The 14,967-nt window shown below is 71.6% G+C and carries 11 protein-coding genes; 8 read left to right on the top strand and 3 right to left on the bottom strand.

Annotation, left to right across the window (positions count from 1 at the left end):
* The first annotated feature begins 101 nt into the window (after positions 1–101).
* Positions 102–1,826, top strand: a complete 1,725-nt coding sequence (locus SNOUR_RS09180; RefSeq protein WP_067345448.1) for a serine/threonine-protein kinase — start codon at positions 102–104, stop codon at positions 1,824–1,826.
* Positions 1,827–2,388: 562 nt separating this feature from the next.
* Here the strand turns inward: SNOUR_RS09180 and SNOUR_RS09175 are convergent.
* Positions 2,389–3,303, bottom strand: a complete 915-nt coding sequence (locus SNOUR_RS09175; RefSeq protein ID WP_067345445.1) for a LysR family transcriptional regulator — start codon at positions 3,301–3,303, stop codon at positions 2,389–2,391.
* Between the two features lie 121 nt (positions 3,304–3,424).
* On the opposite strand from SNOUR_RS09175, the gene SNOUR_RS09170 reads away from it, so the two are divergent.
* From SNOUR_RS09170 to SNOUR_RS09155, 4 genes are all read left to right on the top strand, one after another.
* Positions 3,425–4,606, top strand: a complete 1,182-nt coding sequence (locus tag SNOUR_RS09170; protein ID WP_067345444.1) for a CaiB/BaiF CoA transferase family protein — start codon at positions 3,425–3,427, stop codon at positions 4,604–4,606.
* A gap of 49 nt (positions 4,607–4,655) precedes the next feature.
* A complete protein-coding gene (locus tag SNOUR_RS09165; protein WP_312632152.1) occupies positions 4,656–5,501 on the top strand; it encodes an enoyl-CoA hydratase/isomerase family protein in 846 nt (281 codons plus the stop codon).
* A gap of 126 nt (positions 5,502–5,627) precedes the next feature.
* Entirely contained in the window at positions 5,628–6,794 is a 1,167-nt protein-coding gene (locus SNOUR_RS09160) for an acyl-CoA dehydrogenase family protein (protein WP_067345441.1), read from the top strand.
* Positions 6,791–7,798, top strand: coding sequence for an acyl-CoA dehydrogenase family protein (locus SNOUR_RS09155; protein WP_067345438.1), 1,008 nt, complete (start codon positions 6,791–6,793; stop codon positions 7,796–7,798). Before SNOUR_RS09160 ends, SNOUR_RS09155 begins: the two co-directional genes overlap by 4 nt.
* A 100-nt stretch (positions 7,799–7,898) precedes the next feature.
* Here SNOUR_RS09155 and SNOUR_RS09150 read toward each other — a convergent pair whose 3' ends face one another.
* Positions 7,899–8,411, bottom strand: coding sequence for a PadR family transcriptional regulator (locus SNOUR_RS09150; protein ID WP_067345435.1), 513 nt, complete (start codon positions 8,409–8,411; stop codon positions 7,899–7,901).
* 55 nt (positions 8,412–8,466) lie between these two features.
* Between SNOUR_RS09150 and SNOUR_RS09145 the strand changes: the two genes are divergently transcribed.
* The 3 genes from SNOUR_RS09145 (at position 8,467) to SNOUR_RS09135 (ending at position 13,542) form a co-directional block, all read left to right on the top strand.
* Positions 8,467–9,183 carry a cysteine hydrolase family protein gene (locus SNOUR_RS09145; RefSeq protein ID WP_067357963.1) on the top strand — a complete coding sequence of 239 codons (717 nt, stop codon included), beginning with the start codon at positions 8,467–8,469 and terminating at the stop codon, positions 9,181–9,183.
* Between the two features lie 857 nt (positions 9,184–10,040).
* Positions 10,041–12,545, top strand: a complete 2,505-nt coding sequence (locus tag SNOUR_RS09140; protein ID WP_174717859.1) for an SdrD B-like domain-containing protein — start codon at positions 10,041–10,043, stop codon at positions 12,543–12,545.
* A 295-nt stretch (positions 12,546–12,840) separates the two neighbouring features.
* Complete coding sequence (locus SNOUR_RS09135; protein ID WP_067357959.1) at positions 12,841–13,542, top strand: hypothetical protein; 702 nt, start codon at positions 12,841–12,843, stop codon at positions 13,540–13,542.
* A 7-nt stretch (positions 13,543–13,549) separates the two neighbouring features.
* Here the strand turns inward: SNOUR_RS09135 and SNOUR_RS09130 are convergent, their stop codons facing one another.
* Positions 13,550–14,890, bottom strand: coding sequence for a right-handed parallel beta-helix repeat-containing protein (locus SNOUR_RS09130; protein WP_167739040.1), 1,341 nt, complete (start codon positions 14,888–14,890; stop codon positions 13,550–13,552).
* Positions 14,891–14,967: the final 77 nt, after the last annotated feature.

Below are 14,967 nucleotides of genomic sequence, written 5' to 3'. Positions count from 1 at the left end.
ACTTCCCCGGATCGGCCGAATCGACCTCCGCCCCGGCCCGGCGGTGGGCCCTTCGGGCCACGCCTCTACTCTGGGGCGCCAGGGACGAACGACGAAGAGCGATGAGCGGCGAAGGAACGGAGCGTGCGGTGACGGCCGGGGGAGCGAGCGGCGATGAGCTGATGGGCAAGGTCCTCGGGGGCCGTTACCGGGTGACCGCGACGATCGGGCGGGGCGGCATGGGCGTGGTCGCCCGGGCCGTGGACCAACTGCTGAACCGCGAGGTCGCCGTCAAGGTACTGCGGGCCTTCACCGACGCCTCCGCGCCCGAACTGGTAGATCTGCGGACCCGGATGCAGCGGGAGGCGCAGGCCGCCGCCCGTATTCGGCACAGCGGCGTGGTCACCGTGCACGACGTGACCGAGGAGCAGGGCCTGCCCGTCATCGTCATGGAACTCGTCGACGGACCTTCGCTCGACGACGTGCTGACGGAGCGCGGCACGCTGGAGCCGCACGAGGCGGCGGCGATCGGCGCCAAGCTGATGGACGCGCTCGACGCCGCGCACCGGGTGGGCGTACTGCACCGGGACGTCAAGCCGGCGAACGTGCTGCTGGAGCACGGCGGGCGGGTCGTGCTCACCGACTTCGGCATCGCCACCATGGATGCCTCCGGCGACGAGGCCATGGCCAAGCTGACCCAGAGCGGTCAGCTGGTCGGCTCCCTGGACTACCTGCCGCCGGAGCGCGCGCAGGGCACGGTGCCCAGTCCCGCGTCGGACATCTGGTCGCTCGGTATGACGCTGTACGCGGCGGTGGAAGGCACGTCACCGTTCCGCCGGACGTCCGTGTGGTCCACCTTGTCGGCGATCGTCACCGAGCCGCTGCCGGAGCCCCGACGCGCGGGGCCGCTGACGCCGGTGCTGCAGGCACTGATGGCGAAGGACCCGAAGAACCGGCCCACGGCCGAGCAGGCGCGTGAAATGCTGCAGTGGGCGGCCGCGGGCAGGACGATGAACCTCGCGCCGCCGGCCCCCGTGGCCCCCGCCCCTCCGCCGGTACAGGCCGTCGTCCCGACGCCTCCCCGGGCAGCCACCCCGGCGCCGCCCGGATTCGGTGCCGTGCCGCCGTTCCACCCGTCGTCCCCGCAGCCTCCGCACACCGGTTACCCACCGTCCGGCCCGCCGCCCATCACACAGCCCTGCATGCCGACCGCGGGCCACGCTCACGGTGCCGGCCCCGCCGCCGGCCGCGGCCGGCGCTCGCGTCGTACCCTCATCGCGGCCGCGGCCGCCTTCGTCGTGCTCGCGGGCGGCGGCGTCACGTACGCCTTGACCGCGCAGCACGGTGCGGCGGACGGCAACCGGCCGCAGGCGGCGCCCGGAGCCGGCTCCCCGGTGGGCAACGGTCAGCCGAGCGGCGGCGGAACAGCCGACGGCATCAACTCCCCGGGCTCCTCGCCGTCCACGGAATCCGGAAAGCCGTCCGCTGCGACCTCTCCCTCCTCCGCCCCGCCGTCGGCCGAGCCCAGTGCCGCGCCGAGCACGTCCGCTTCCCCTTCGGCCAAGCCCGGTTCGGGGCCGACGACTTGCAGCGGCTGGAGCCACCACGACCCGAAGCCGGGAATGTACGGCTACCTGTCCGGCGATCACCACATCCTGACGGGGCCCTACCAGGTCTGCTCCTCCGTGGCCGCGACCAAGTCGGGCACGAAGGTGTGGTTCCACTGCTCCGTCGAGAACGCCTACGGCCACAAGTGGCTCTACGTCCGCATCGGCGGGACGAAGAACGCGGGCTGGATGTCCGCGGACAACGTCATCCGGCAGAGCGGTTGGCCGGTCCGTTGTTAGGGCCTGTCCGATGGGTCATGGCCGGGTCCGCGGCCCTGACCCATCGGACAGGCCCTAGGGCGCTTCTGATGGATCTCCGCGGCGTCGCGGCGCCTGCCACGCACGCTCGCGGCGTTGCCGAAATGCCCCCATAGCTCCGCTATGAAGACATCCCGGCGCCTTGCGATCGCACGCACCAGGCGCCGCTCCTTCTTCCACGGAGATCCATCAGAAGCGCCCTAGCGGCGCCACCGCCGTCCCGGGACGGGTGCGGAAAGTGGCCCGGTGGATGAAGTCCACAGCGCTACGGCATGCCGTTCACAGGGGCTGGAAGCGGCAGCTGCCCGGAGTCCGCCTGGGGCCGCGCTCGGCCGCTGGCCATGAGCCAACTTGCCCAAGCTGACGCCCTGTTGGGTGACGCGCCGGGGAAAGCTTCGGGCGTGGTCCAGGAACGCTTGCACATCGACCTCGCTTCTGGTGGAAGGTCCCGCGGAGAGCGGGCCGCCCTTGCCGTCCAGGCAATCCCCATGAACGCAATCCCGGCGTGAAGCGGAACTGCCCCGCGGCACGTGGTCACTTCGGCCTACGGCGCGCACTCGACCGTCGGCAGACGCGGCTCGATCAGCTTCAGGACCTGTCGTACGGCGGCGTCGGGGCCGTCCGCGCGGTGCACGGCGGCGACCGCGGTCTCCAGGTAGGGCGAATCGCCGCGCAGGGGGCGGTAGACCACGCCCGGGACGCCCAGCGTGCGTACCTGCTCGGGGGCGAGCGCCAGGCACAGGCCGGCGGCGACGTAGCTGAGCAGCCCCGGCAGGTCGTCCGCCTGGCCGCGTGGTCGGGGCGTGAAGCCGGCCTGTGCGCAGGCGAGCGCGACCTGCTCGGCCAGTCCGGGCAGCGCGCCGGGCTTGGGCACCGCGAACTGCTCCTCGGCGAGTTCCCGCAGGTCGAGGCGTGACTTGGCGGCCAGCGGATGGTGTTCGGGAAGGACCGCCACCAGTCGTTCCACGCCGATCCGTCGGACGGTCAGTCGGTCCGTGCCGGTGACGGGGAGCCGGACCAGTGCGAGGTCGAGCGTCCCGGCCTGGAGCATGTCGACCAGTTCCGCGGAGGGGTGTTGACCCAAGTGAAGCCGCAGAGCGGGCAACTGCGCGTGGGTGCGGCGCAGCAGGCGCGGCAGGAAGTCGTAGCCGAGGCTGCTGATGAACCCGAGCCGGAGCTCGCCCTCGTGTCCGCTGGCGATCCGCCGGGCCCGGTCCACGGCCGCGGCTTGCGCTTCGAGCAGCCGCCGGGCGTCCTCGGCGAACGCGCGGCCGGCCGGGGTGAGTCGGGCACCCCGCGGAAGGCGGTCGAACAGGGTGACGCCGAGGCCGCGCTCCAGTCGCTGGATCGCCTGGCTGAGCGGTGGCTGCCGCATGGCGAGCCGCTCGGCGGCGCGGCCGAAGTGCTGTTCCTCGGCCAACACGACGACCTGTTGGAGGATGCGCTGGGTCAATTCCATATTGCACAGCATATGCAAGACGCAGGGAAGAAGTATTGGACGATATGGGGCGCCGAGGATTTGACTGGCTGTCAACGGTCCGGTGCGTGAAGCCGGCCCCGGCGGAGATCGGAGACATGCCATGTCGACAGGACGGGAAGCGGACGGTGGCGTCGGTCCACTGAACGGCGTGCGGGTGGTCGAGCTGGCCAGCGTGATCATGGGCCCGTACGCGGCCCAACAGCTCGGCGACCTGGGGGCGGACGTGATCAAGGTCGAGCCGCCGACCGGTGACCTGACCCGCCACTACCCGCCGACCCGCAGCCCCGGGATGGGGGTGATGACCCTCAACCTCAACCGCAACAAGCGCAGCGTCGCCCTCGACCTCAAGGCCCCGGGCGGCCGCGAGGCCCTGCTCGCCCTCCTCGCGAGCGCGGACGTCTTCCTCACCAACGTCCGCCCGCAGGCCCTGCGCCGCCTCGACCTGGCCTACGAGGACGTGGCGGCCGTCAACCCCGGCCTGGTCTACCTCAACGCCCAGGGTTTCCGCAGCGATTCCCCCCTCGGCGGGCACGCGGCCTACGACGACGTCGTGCAGGCGGCATCCGGCCTGGTGTGGCTGAACGAACAGGTCAGCGGCGTACCGCACTACATCCCCACCGTGCTGGCCGACAAGATCTGCGGCCTGGTGATCGTGCAGTCGGTGCTCGCCGCGCTCCACCACCGCGACCGCACCGGCCAAGGCCAGCACGTCGAGGTCCCGATGGCCGACACCATGCTGGCCTTCAACCTCGTCGAGCACCTGGCGGCGGCGACCCTCAACCCGCCCGCGGGGCCGATCGGCTACCCGCGGGCGCTCAGCCCCCGCCGCACGGCCTCCCGCACGGCGGACGGCTGGATGTGCATCCTGCCCTACAGCGACCGCAACTGGCGTGACTTCTTCGCCTTCGTGGGCCGCCCGGAACTCGCCGACGACCCACGCTTCGCTTCGTACGGCGCGCGCGTCCACAACGCGGACGAACTCTACGTACTGGTCGGCGAGTTCACGACCCGGCACACCAACGCGCAATGGCAGGAGTTCTGCGACACCGCCAGCATCCCCGCCGCCCCGGTGCTGAGCCTGACGGAGGCCGCCACCAGCGACTACGCCACCGAAGGCGGTCTGCTCCAGGAAGCCGAGCACCCCACCGAGGGCGGCTACCGCCTCATCGGCCAGCCCGTGCGCTTCTGGGCCACACCGGCCGGCCTGCACCGGCACTGCCCGCGGGTCGGCGAGCACACCGAGGAGGTCCTCGCCGAGGTCGGCCACCGGCCGCCTGCCTGAGCCGTCACCCGTCACCAATCCCCGTACCCGCGGACCGAATCGAGGACCCGTGAACGAGCGAGCACGCCTGAACGAGCAAGTACCCCTGGACGAACAGGCAGCGCCGAACGAGTGGGAACCGCTGCGCATCGAGCACCGGCCGAACGGCGTCGCCGTGCTCACCTTCGACAACCCCGACAAGCGCAACCCGATGACCGGACGGCTGACCGCACAGTGGCGGCGCGCCATGCGCTCCCTGCGGCAGGACCCCGACCTGCGCGCCGTCGTGATCACCGGCACCGGTCCCGCGTTCTGCTCGGGCGCCGACCTGGGGGAACTCGCCGACCAGCACGGCCAGTCCCTCCCCGGCACCCGGGCCCAGCTGTCGGACTTCTACCGCACTTGGCTGGCCGTCCGTGACCTGTCCGTCCCCACCGTGGCGGCCGTCAACGGCCACGCGGTGGGCGCCGGACTGGCGCTGGCGCTGGCCTGCGATCTGCGGTACGCCGCGGTGGAGGCGAAGCTCGGCGCACCGTTCGTCCGACTCGGCCTGCACCCGGGGATGGCCACCACCGCCCTGCTCGCCGAGGCCGTCGGCCCGTCGAGGGCGCGGGAACTGCTGCTGACCGGGCGGCTGATCAGCGGAGCGCGAGCCGCCACCATCGGCATGGTGCACGAGGCGCTGCCGGCCGACCAGGTGCTCCGGGCCGCGCTCGACGTGGCCGACGAGATCGCCGCCGCGGCCCCGCTGGCGGTCCGGCTGACCAAGAGCGGCCTGGCCCAGGGGCAGCCCACCGTCGAGCGGGCGCTGACCTGGGAGGGACTGGCCCAGCCGGTGACGACCACCACCGACGACTTCCGCGAGGGCGTCCAGGCCCGCCGGGAGCGCCGCCGCCCGCACTTCACGGGCGCCTGACCACCACCGCCGACCGCGCACCCGTCACTCCGTACACCCACCACTGCGCATACCCGTCACTGCGCATATCCGTCACTCCGGGTACCCGCCACTGCGGATACCCACCATTCCGTCCAAGGAGCACCGATGACCCTCTCCGCCCTCGATCCAGGGGCCGTGCAACTTCCGCCAGAAGCCGTTCAGTTACGACAGGAGGTGCGCGACTTCCTCGACACGGAACGGGCCGCCGGCACCGTCCTCGGTCGGCCCGACTCCTGGCTGACCGGCTGGGACCCCGCCTTCACTCGCCGCCTGGCCCGGCGCGGCTGGGTCGGCATGGCCCTGCCGCCGGAGTACGGCGGAGGCGGGCGCAGCAACCTCGAACGTTACGTCGTCATCGAGGAGTTGCTGGCCGCCGGCGCCCCGGTCTCGGCCCACTGGGTCGCCGACCGACAGGCCGGGCCCAGCATCCTGCGCCACGGCACCGAGGCGCAGCGGAGCCACTTCCTGCCCCGGATCGCCGCCGGCGCGTGCTTCTTCTCGATCGGAATGAGCGAGCAGGAGAGCGGATCGGACCTGGCCTCGGTACGGACCCGGGCGGAGCGGACCGCCAGCGGTTGGCGGTTGACCGGCACCAAGATGTGGACGGGCGGCGCGCACGTCAACGACCACGCCATCGTGCTGGCCCGGACCGACGACTCCGAGGACCGGCACGCCGGGCTGAGCCAGTTCATCGTCGACCTGCGCGATCCGCACGTCCGGGTCGAGCCGATCCGTCTCCTCAGCGGCGAGCACACCTTCAACTACTGTCACCTGGAAGGCGTCGAGCTCACCGACGAGGCACTGCTCGGGCGCCCCGGTGACGGCTGGCGGCAGGTCACCGGCGAACTGGCCCTGGAACGCAGCGGACCCGAGCGCTTCCTGTCCACGCTGCCGCTCCTTTCCGCCCTGGTGGGACAGTTGCAGCGGACCGGCGGGTGCAGTCCCGAGCAGCAGGCCCGCGTGGGCCGGCTCACCGCGCGCCTGTCGTCCATCCGGCAGCTGTCGTTGGGGGTGGCCGCGGCGCTGGCGGCCGGCCGCCCCGCCGATGTGCAGGCGGCACTGGTCAAGGACCTCGGGACCCGCTTCGAGGGTGAACTCGTCAACGAGGTCCGCGAGATCCTTCCGATCGCCGCCCGTTTCGACGCCACCCGCGGCAGCTACCCCGAACTGCTGGCCACCGCGATCCTGCATGCGCCGGGATACACGCTGCGTGGCGGCACCAACGAAATCCTGCGCGGCATCATCACCCGAGGTCTGGAGCTGTCCCGATGAGCATCGAATCGCGCGCCGAATCCGCCGCCGAACCCCGCTCCGAACACGCCGCCGAGGCCCTGCCGCCGCTCGACACGGCCCCGACCGCCCTGGTGGCCCTGGCGCGGGAAGCCGGCTACCGCGGCACCCCGGCACCGCTCGCCGAGACGCTGCTCGTCGCACGCCCGTTGCTGGCCGCGGCCGGGCTCGCCGTCCCGGACGGCCAACTCACCGTGGCGGCGGGCCCGCTGGACGTGCGGTTCACCCACGTGGACACCGACAGCAGGGTCGGGCCGTCAGGAGCGGCAGGCACCGATGACGCCCTACGGGTCAGCGGCACGCTGCACCGGGTGCCGTGGGCCCGGGCCGTCGAAGCCGCGGTGGTGCTGACCGAGGGGCCGGGCGGCGGGCCCGTGCTCTTCCTCCTCGAAGCCACCGAGTGGCGGCAGCTGGCGGGCACCAACCTGGCGGGCGAGCCCAGGGACGACCTGGTGCTGCTCGACGTGGCCGTCCCCGCCGAGCGGGTCCGCCGCGTTCCGGCCGCGCTGGTCCGGGAGGCCGCATGGCGTTCCGGTCTGGCGCGGGCCGCCCTGATCGCCGGTGCGGCACGCCGCTGTGTCGAGCTGACGGTCGATCACACCGCCGCCCGTGTGCAGTTCGGCCGACCGCTGAGCCACTTCCAGGCCGTCAAGCAGGAGGAGGCCAAGCTCGTCGAGGAGGCGGCCCTGGTCGCCGCGGCCGTCGAGGCGGCCGCGTCCGCCCTGTCCGAACCGGACTCCGCGGAGTTCACCGCGTGGCTCGCCGCCGCACAGGCCGCCGCCTCGGTGGCCGAGATCACCCGCATCGCCCACCAACTGCACGGCGCGATCGGCTTCACCGAACTCAGCCCGCTCCGCCTGGCCACCACCCGCATGTGGTCCTGGCGCGACGAGGACGGCGGTGAACGGGCCTGGCAGCAACGGATCGGTCGGCACGTACTCGACGGCGGCAGCGGCGGGTTGTGGCAGCAGGTGACCGGCGGCTGACCCGCGGCCGCGCCGCGATGCGGTCGAGCCCCCGGGCGCCGACCCTCCGGTCACACGGAACGCAACACCGTCGAGACCCGCGCGGCCAGCCGGTGCCGTGTCAGGCCAACACCTCCCGAAGCCAGGACCGTTCCGCGCGGCTGGTGGCGCGGGCGATGGTGAGCATGCCGCGCCGGTACGGGTCGTCGGTGTCGTCGGCGCGCAGGGGGCGGTCGCCGTCGTGGAAGAAGCTCGCGGGCTGTTCCAGGAATTCCAGTCGGCGGCGCAGTACCGCGTGCTGGTCGGTGGTGTCGGGCAGCCGGGAGAGGAAGGCCAGGACCGTGAAGTACCGGGTGCTGTCGGTGATGTCGAGGCCGTCGGCCTCCCGCAGTCGGCGCAACAGCTCGCGGCGGCCGGTGTCGGTCAGGCTCAGGGTGTGGCGCTGGGCGGCCGAGGTGCCCGGTTCGGTCCGTCGGTCGAGCAGCCCGGCACGGACCAGTCGATTGATCGCCGGGTACAGGCTGCCGTCGCTGACCGGCCGGGCATGGCCGGACAAGTGCGCTATGCGGTGCCGCAGTTGATAGCCGTGCAGCGGCCCCTCGGCCAGGAATCCCAGGATCGCGAGTTCGAGCATGCTGCTACTCTCGCACATCGAAACGAGGTACCTCGAATCGATGCAGGGGGCAGGGATGACGTACACCGAGGAATGGGTGACCGCACGGGCGCGCCACGCCTACGAGCACGGCCAGGCATCGTTCGCCATACGACCCGAACGGACGGCGCTGCTGGTCATCGACATGCAGGACGAATTCGTCCGGCCCGGCTGGAGCCCCTACTGGGTGCCCGCTGCGACCCGGATGGCGCCCCGGCTGCGGCGACTGGTCGAAGACTGCCGGGACGCCTCGGTCCCGGTGATCTGGACCATCTTCGACGACACCCATCTCGGACTGGACCGGCCACACGCCCTGCGCTTCCTCCCGCACGCCGACACCGACTGGCGCCGCCCAGGCCCCGCCGAGGTCTGGGGCCGGATGGGTCGTCGCCCCGATGAGGTCGTGATCCGCAAACCGTCCTACGGGGCGTTCTACGACACCCCGCTCGACACCGTGCTGCGCAACCTCGGCCGCGACACGGTCGTCGTCACGGGAACACTCACCAACTACTGCTGCGGCACCACGGCCCGGCAGGCGTATGAACGCGGCTACCAGGTCGTCTTCGGATCCGATGTCACGGCCACCGACGACGAGTCCCGGCAGGAACCCGAACTCGCCGTTCTGCGCAAGGGCTTCGCGCTCGTCCTGACCGCCGCGGAGATCACCGACCGACTGACCGCGGCCGTCCCGGCGCCGGACGACGGGGAGCCGGTCCGCCCGAAGGGGCACGCGCCGACGACGTCACCGCTCTGACCGCCGGACACGCGGAGCGAGGCGGTGGGCCGTCCGGGTCGGCGACGAAGTCGGCATCGCCGTCCGCACAACTCACCGGGGGGGCAGGCCGAAGCGTCCTTGACCAGCCCGTCCGCCCTGGGCGCCCAGTGGAACCCCGCCGCCGGCGGCGGCACCGGACGGCAGGACACCCTGCTGCGGAGCAAGGCCGACAAGGCCAACTGCCAGACGTGACCAACGGCGGGCTCGGCGGTGCCGGCCATGCGGATACCCAGCAGGCCATCCAGAGCGGCGCGCAACGCCTCCATAAGGTGCTCGCGGGGCAGACGCCGCAAGGCTGATCCTTCGCCCGGCGGATCAGCTCGCCACGCGCCGGGCCCCGAGGGCGTCCGGTCACCGACGGAACCGGATCCGGTCGACATGTCAATGTCGCACATTCTTGCGGTCGCTATTGTCCTGCGTTCGGGACCGTCGCGGCTTTCGATGAATGTCATGGATTCTGCTGGTGCCGGCGCGACTTCGGCGGATAAAATATCGCGCGCTGCTCGCGATGGCGGTCGGTGAGATCGGCGGTGGGGGCGAGGGTGCCGTGATTGAGCTGCGAAAATGCACCACCTGGGGCGGCCCTGCCCGAGGCGCGGCACGCGCGTTCGCCTTTCCTGGCCTGCGACGCTTACGGCTTGCCCGCAATACCCGCAAACGATCACCGTAATGCGGTCCACGCAACAGCAGTGGGCCCTTTTTCTTTTCCGTGGTGTTCGCGACCGGCGTCCCCGTTCGGGGCCCGTGAAGTGGGCGTGCGGTGAGACGCGGGGCCGCGTTTTCATGAAGTGACATGACAAGAGGCATGACGAGAGAAGTGTGGGGAGTGTGATGCCATGAACCGAGTCGACAGAGACTCGCGCCGGTCGGCCCGCGGGCTCGTGGAGCCGCTGGCGCGCGTGGGGTTATCTGTTCTCTTGTTGGCGGGCGGCGCCGTGGGAGCGACGGCTGGACCGGCCGTCGCTTCGACCGCCGACGGCACGCTGACGGTTGAGGCGCTGCGCGACTTCTTCGGCACCGGCGTGATCAACACGACGATGGACGTGCCGCAGCGGGGGATGAAGGTGGAGATCTCCGACCCCGCCGGGCACCATGTCACCGGCGTCACGGATGCCACCGGAAAGGTCGTGGTGTCGCGGTCGAAGGTGCTGAACGGCGGCCGTTACCGCGTCGACGTCAGCGTCCCGGCACCGTACAGCGACTATCTGCGGGCGGCGCCCGCGTCGACGGTGGGGAACCACTTCGACAGCTTCACGTCGTTCGTGGACGTGTCGGGCGGAAAGAACGCCTCGGTGGTGACGGGCGTGTGGGATCCGGCCGACTACGCACTGCCGGACTCGCGGTATTTCGTTCCGGTCCAGAACGGCGCCGGCGGAACCGACACCCGGGCACTGGTGGCGTTCGGGACGAAGACCCGAGGCACCTGTCCCACCGGTGTCTCGTGCCCGACCACGCTGGCCACGCAGGCCCAGGTGGGCACGACGTTCGGGTTGGCGTACGACAAGTACCGCAGCCGGCTGTTCCAGAGCGCGTTCGCCCGCCGGTACGCCCCGTACGGGCCGAAGGGCGCTGGCGCGATCTACACGCTGCCGGTCGACGGCGGGGGCGCGCCCAAGCTGTTCGCGCAGGTGCCGGGCGCCGCGACGACGCCGCACGACACCGCCGACATGATCAAGGATCCCGGGTTCATCGACGCACCGGGCAAGGAGAGCATCGGTGGCCTGGCCCTGTCGGAGGACGGCGCCACGCTGTACGCGGTGAACCTGCGCACCCGCAGCCTGGTCGGCTTCGACGCGAGGGGGACCACCGCCGCGGCGCCCGAGACGACGGTGCGCATCCCGGACCCGGGGTGCGCGAGTCCCGGCGACTGGCGGCCGTTCGGCCTCGCCACCCACGACAACACGCTGTACGTCGGCGGCGTGTGCACCGCGGAGAGCACGCAACAGCGCGCGGATCTGAAAGCCGTCGTCTACACCTACGACGGCAAGCGGTTCACGACGGTGCTGACCCACCCGCTCACCGACAAGCGCGGCACCGTCTTCACCGGTGCCGGCGACGTCGCCCAGGCCACCCACTGGAACCCGTGGAACACCAGCCTGGCCACGTGGGACGCACGGAAGGTGGGCGGCGCCTTCATCGATCCACAGCCGGAGTTCGCCTCCCTCGCCTTCGCCCGCGACGGTTCGATGATCCTGGGATTCCGCGACCGGTTCATGGACGTTCTCAGCGCGAAGGGGCTGGACCCCCGCCCGGGGAACAGCACGCGGGAAGTCGGCATGTCCGGTGGTGACATCACCATGGCCTGCGCCACTCCCAGCGGCGGATACGCCTGGGAAGGCACCGGAAACTGCCCCAACCACGCCAACCGCGCCACCGACGGCGGCCAGAGCAACGGCGTCGTCGAATACTTCCCGGGCGACTTCTTCGCCGGCGGGCACCAGGAGACCGCGCTGGGGTCGGTGGCCTACATTCCACAGCAACAGTGGGTCGTCAGCACGGAGTTCGACCCGACCGTCAACATCGAAACCGCCGGGACCGGTTACTACGACATCACCACCGGTCAGGGCCCGGGCAACGCTCCGACCGCCAACGCGTACCAGTTCATCGGTCAGGAACAGAACGGATTCGGCAAGGCCGGCGGGCTCGGTGACATCGCGTACGCGGCGGCGAACGCGCCGATCCAGATCGGCAACCTCGTGTGGTTCGACGGCGACCACAACGGGGTCCAGGACCCGGCGGAGGTGCTGCTGCCGGGGGCGACGATCAACCTGCTGGACGCGGGCGGCAAGCAGGTCGCCACGACCAGGACCGATGCCGCCGGCGAGTACTACTTCGGCGGTGTCGGCGCGGCGTACCAGCTCACGCCGGGTGCGAAATACACGGTGCAGTTCGACGTGTGTACCGCGGACACCGGCAAGGTGCCCGGTCGGCCCGCGGCGAGCGAGCTGCGGTTCACGCTCCCGCGAGCCGGTGCCACCCGTGCACATGACTCCAATGTGACGCCGCCGACCACCGGTCGGTTGTGCAACGGCTACGCGCCGGTCACGGCGCCGGACAAGCCGGGCGGGGTCGATCACACGATCGACGCCGGGGTGTACATCCCGAAGGCAACACCGACTCCGACCCCGACTCCCACTCCGACCCCGACCTCGCCACCGGCCTCCACGCCGCCGTCACCCGGGCCGCCCGCCAGCCCGGCCCCGGCCGGCGGCGGCACGGGTTCGCTGGCACACACCGGTACGTCCGGGCTGCCGAAGATGATCGCCCTCGCCGGTCTGCTGGTGAGTGCGGGACTGGTCATCGCGTTCCTCAGCCGGCAGCGTCGCGCCCAGAAACACTGAAACGAACCGAACAACAGTGATCTGCCCGCCCGCGATCCGTTGGACGCGGTCGGGCAGATCACGCCTCGGCCGGTCCGCCAGGGCCGGCCCTGGCGCCGTCTGCCACCGGACTGCCGAGCGTCGCCGCGACCGCACGACGGCCGACCGGCGTGGTGAGGGAGAGCGAGAGTGGAGAGGAAGAATCAGAAGAGTGTCAGCGTCGAGCCGCGTGCGGAGCGCGAGAATCCGGCAAGCTCCACCGCGCCGTGCGGCTGACCGGCGCCGATGGCTGCGGCCACGCTGGGCGGCAGCCGTCATCGGCACGGCGGCCGTCGCGGCGGCCGCGTTCCTGGTCGCCGGCGGCGGCTCCGGCCCCGGTGGTCCGCGCGCACTGACGTCGGACGAGGCGAACCGGCTGGCGATCACCCGGTTCCGCAACTACGAGGCGCACGGCCGCGCGGTGACGATCACGGTGCCGGGCACCGCCGGCGGGCTGACCGTCACCGGGTCCGTCGACTACCGGGGCCAAGCCGGTTACGGCGTGGTGCACGGCACCGGGCGCGACACCTCCAGCGACGGTCTGATCGAGTGGACGGCTGCCTCGGTGTTCGTCCACCCGATGGCCAACGCCCCCGCGCACGCGCCCGCGTCGCCGCCCCGCTCGGGCTGGTACGGCCGTCCGCTGCAGTCGTCCGGCAGCTCGCTGGACAGTTCGTTGGCCATCGCGCTCCGGCTCGGCAGCGACCGGCCGGACAACGCCGAACTGCTGCCGCAGAACGGCGCCTCCTGGTGGGGGCGGGACGAGGTGGACGGGCATCGGGTGGACGTCATGACCGGGCCGTCCTCCCGTGACCGCTCCGGTACCGCGGACAGCGTGCGCTACTGGGTCGGCTCGGACGGCACCATGTACCGGGTCCGGGTCGGCGTGGGTTCCGCGTCGCAGCCGGTGGTCATCGACTTCGACACCCAGAAGTACGTTCCGGTCCAGGCGGTGCCCGGAGTCGCCCCGACGCGGTAGCCGCTGTTCAGGAGGTCCCCACCCGCGCGTGCGCGGCGAGCAGGGACGCCGACGGCAGCGGGATGCCTGCCGCGTCCGGTAGGGCCGGAACGGCCGGGACGGCGGTGGCGCCCGTAGCGGAGGCGTCGGGGAACTGCGGCTGTGGACCGGGCGCCGCGACCTCGGTGAACGGGATGCCACCGGGTGCCGTCGGCATCGCCCATCTGCCGGCCGGCGAGGGCGACTTGGCCGGAAGCGGGCAGGACGCGGCAGTCGCGAGCCCGGCCGGCACGGTGGTCCGCAGGGCGTTGCCGCGCAGACAGTTGTCCCGTCCCCGCGTGGCGGTGGGGAACGTCCAGCCGACGTCGACGCCGTTGCCGGTGAAGGTGTTGTCCACGATCTGGTTGCCGACCGGAGGTATGTCGGCGGTCGCGGTGATCACCAGCCCGGCGTTGCTGTTGTCGGCGATGCGGTTGCGGACGAACTGGTTGTCGCTGCCGCCGTCGATGCCGACGCCGGTGCCCCACCCGCCGTCGGCCTGCTCCGGGGTGGCCCTCTGCTGGTTGGCGGCGATCAGATTGCCCGCGATGACGGCGCCCCGCTGCGGGAGCAGCTTCTCCTGGTGGTCGGAGTCGGTGGTCAGGCCCACCCGGTTACCGACAAGACGGTTGCCGACCACGTACATGTCGCCACTGGCGTTGGTGCCTTCGTAGCCGACCGCGTTGAGTTCGGCGACGTTGTCCCGCACCACGATGTGACACGGCTTGCACTGCCCGACATAGATCCCCGAGTCGGCCCCGCCCGACGCGTACGAATGCTCGATGACACCGTTCTGCGCGGAGAACGCGTAGATGCCGTACAGGCCGTTGCGGGTCGCGGTCACATACGAGACCAGGAACGACTTCAGGAAGGTGACGGGCTCATCTCCGGTGTCGTAGCCGCCGGAATGCCCCGGCAGCCCGCCGGCCGCCTTCGCCGAACCGGTGACCAGCACCCCGTTCTGCGTGTTGTTCCGCACGGTCAGGTTCTGCACGGCCACCCCGGGCGCCGCGACGACGACACCGTTCGGCTGCTGCAACCGCCCGTCGATGACGACCTCGTCCCGGGACGCGCCGCGAAGGGTGATGCGAGCCGTGCCGATCCGCACCGACTCGTGGTACACGCCGGGAGCGACCAGCACCAGGTCACCGGGCCGGGCCAACGACACCGCAGCCGAGATCGTCGGGGCATCGGCCGGCACTCGGATCGTCACATGCGCACCGGTCGGACGCCGGCCGCTGCCCGATCCACCATCGCCGCCACCGCAGCCGACCACGAGCGTCAGCGTGCCCAGCACCGCGGCCACCACGCGAAGACCTAATCGAGGCATGATCCCAGTCTGGCACGGCACCCAATTCCACGCCAGAATAAGGAGGTTGACCGGCGCGCACGATTCGGGTGTGGCAC

The organism is Streptomyces noursei ATCC 11455, assembly GCF_001704275.1.
GTDB lineage: Bacteria > Actinomycetota > Actinomycetes > Streptomycetales > Streptomycetaceae > Streptomyces > Streptomyces noursei.
The sequence above is the reverse complement of the archived record's forward strand: the minus strand, read 5'-3'. Positions and strand labels throughout refer to the sequence as shown.

Excerpts from the sequence above, each read along its gene's own strand:
- SNOUR_RS09180 (WP_067345448.1), top strand. The coding sequence starts at position 102 with ATGAGCGGCGAAGGAACGGAGCGTGCGGTGACGGCCGGGGGAGCGAGC.
- SNOUR_RS09150 (WP_067345435.1), bottom strand. The coding sequence starts at position 8,411 with ATGCTCGAACTCGCGATCCTGGGATTCCTGGCCGAGGGGCCGCTGCAC.
- SNOUR_RS09145 (WP_067357963.1), top strand. The coding sequence starts at position 8,467 with ATGACGTACACCGAGGAATGGGTGACCGCACGGGCGCGCCACGCCTAC.
- SNOUR_RS09130 (WP_167739040.1), bottom strand. The coding sequence starts at position 14,890 with ATGCCTCGATTAGGTCTTCGCGTGGTGGCCGCGGTGCTGGGCACGCTG.
- SNOUR_RS09160 (WP_067345441.1), top strand. The coding sequence starts at position 5,628 with ATGACCCTCTCCGCCCTCGATCCAGGGGCCGTGCAACTTCCGCCAGAA.
- SNOUR_RS09175 (WP_067345445.1), bottom strand. The coding sequence starts at position 3,303 with ATGGAATTGACCCAGCGCATCCTCCAACAGGTCGTCGTGTTGGCCGAG.
- SNOUR_RS09140 (WP_174717859.1), top strand. The coding sequence starts at position 10,041 with ATGAACCGAGTCGACAGAGACTCGCGCCGGTCGGCCCGCGGGCTCGTG.
- SNOUR_RS09155 (WP_067345438.1), top strand. The coding sequence starts at position 6,791 with ATGAGCATCGAATCGCGCGCCGAATCCGCCGCCGAACCCCGCTCCGAA.
- SNOUR_RS09170 (WP_067345444.1), top strand. The coding sequence starts at position 3,425 with ATGTCGACAGGACGGGAAGCGGACGGTGGCGTCGGTCCACTGAACGGC.